This window comes from Rhodococcus sp. (in: high G+C Gram-positive bacteria), assembly GCF_049299235.1.
Lineage (GTDB): Bacteria > Actinomycetota > Actinomycetes > Mycobacteriales > Mycobacteriaceae > Rhodococcus.
In genome coordinates this window covers 1-1577 of sequence record NZ_JBAQXC010000067.1, presented here as the reverse complement: position 1 = coordinate 1577, position 1577 = coordinate 1, and the positions used below count along the sequence as shown (strand labels likewise).

General features: G+C 66.9%; 2 protein-coding genes. Both read left to right on the top strand.

Translation table 11 applies throughout. The features are described 5' to 3' along the window. Positions 1-563: ATP-binding protein (locus WAX14_RS03580; RefSeq protein WP_422626720.1), on the top strand; the 563-nt coding region annotated here is incomplete at its 5' end. An 89-nt stretch (positions 564-652) separates the two neighbouring features. Continuing rightward, positions 653-1561: an SDR family NAD(P)-dependent oxidoreductase gene (locus WAX14_RS03575; protein WP_422626719.1), complete on the top strand. Its 909-nt coding sequence runs from the start codon at positions 653-655 to the stop codon at positions 1559-1561. Positions 1562-1577 lie beyond the last annotated feature (16 nt).

Genomic DNA, 1577 nt, shown 5'->3' with positions numbered 1-1577 from the left:
AACTCGTCGACAACGCACTGCGCGCCTCCCCGCCGAACAGCGCCGTCACCTTCGAGTTCTCCGCCGCCGTCGACGGTGGTCTGCTGCTCGAGATCGCCGACAGCGGCATCGGAACCGCACCGGAAGTCCTCAACGAAATCAACGCACGACTGGCCGCCGGAAACAGCGCGGAAATCCAGGCACCCCGGCAGATGGGGTTGTTCGTGGCAGGGCGTCTCGCGGCCCGCAACGGCATCAGCGTGCGACTGCGTCCGACCTTCGATTCCGACACCAACGCCGGTATCACCGCGTCGATCTACTTCCCCGCCGTGCTGCTCACCAACGTGCAGCAGAGCACCCCCGAAGTGCTGACCGAACGTCCACGTCGTCTGCAAGCACCCGAAGAACCCGCGCGGCACGCCGACCAGGCAGCCACGCGCACTCAGCAGTCGGCGCCGGTCCACCATGCCGGGCCCGGGCAGTCGCGCCCGATGTACCAGTCACCGTCGAGCAGTTCCGACCAGGGACGGGGCTGGAACAATCCTTCGAGTTTCGATTCGCAGTCACACGACGACCCTCGGTGACGGAGACGGGGGGTCGTCGACCCTGTCGCGATCGGAATCGCTGCTCGGCCCGGCATGACGCACACCGCCCACACCGGGAAGATGGACCCATGACATCGCGGTGGTCCCAGATTCGACGCTGGCGCAGAGGCGCGGCCCTGCATCTGCGGATGCGTGACCTCACCGGGACTCTCGTCGTGGTCACCGGCGGCGGCAGCGGCATCGGTCGCGCTGCCGCCCGGGCGTTCTCGGCGGCCGGCGCCATCGTCGTGGTCGCGGACATCGACATGACGGCGGCTCAGGAAACTGTCGAGCTGATCGACACCCCCGATCCACATGCCGGCGGTGCAGCGGCGGTATTCGGGGGCGGCGCACATGCCTACCACGTCGATGTGACCGACGAGGAGCAGGTCCGACAGCTCGCGCAGACGGTCCGTGAGCGGCACGGCACGGTCGACATCCTCGTCAACAACGCGGGATTGGGTGTGATCGGATCGTTCGTCGACACGCCGCAGGACGCATTCGAGCGCGTCATCGATGTCAACTTCTGGGGTGTCGTCTACGGGTGCCGAGCGTTCGCCGAGCAGATGATCGAGCGCGGCACCGGCGGTCACATCGTGAATGTGTCGTCCGCTGCGGCGTTCATGCCGCAGAAGCGTATCGCCGCGTATGCCACGAGCAAGGCTGCGGTGCTCATGCTGTCCGATTGTTTGCGGGCCGAACTGCTCGAGGACGGCATCGGGGTGACCGCGGTGTGCCCGAGCCTCGTCGCGACGAATTTCGACCGCAGCACCGAGTTCGTCGAGGCCGATCCGCAGACCGAGAAGGCCCGGCGCTCACGCACTTCCGCTGTATACCGCAAGCTCGCGGTTCCCCCCGAACGGGTCGCGAACGCGATGGTCGCGGCGGTTCGTCACAACCAGCCGATCGTGACGGTCGCACCGGATGCCAGGGCCCGTAAGTGGATCAGCCGGCTTGCCCCACGGGTGATGCGGGTCGGATCACGGTTTGAGATCTAGCGCTGGTGTGCCGTTG

Excerpts from the sequence above, each read along its gene's own strand:
- WAX14_RS03575 (WP_422626719.1), top strand. The coding sequence starts at position 653 with ATGACATCGCGGTGGTCCCAGATTCGACGCTGGCGCAGAGGCGCGGCC.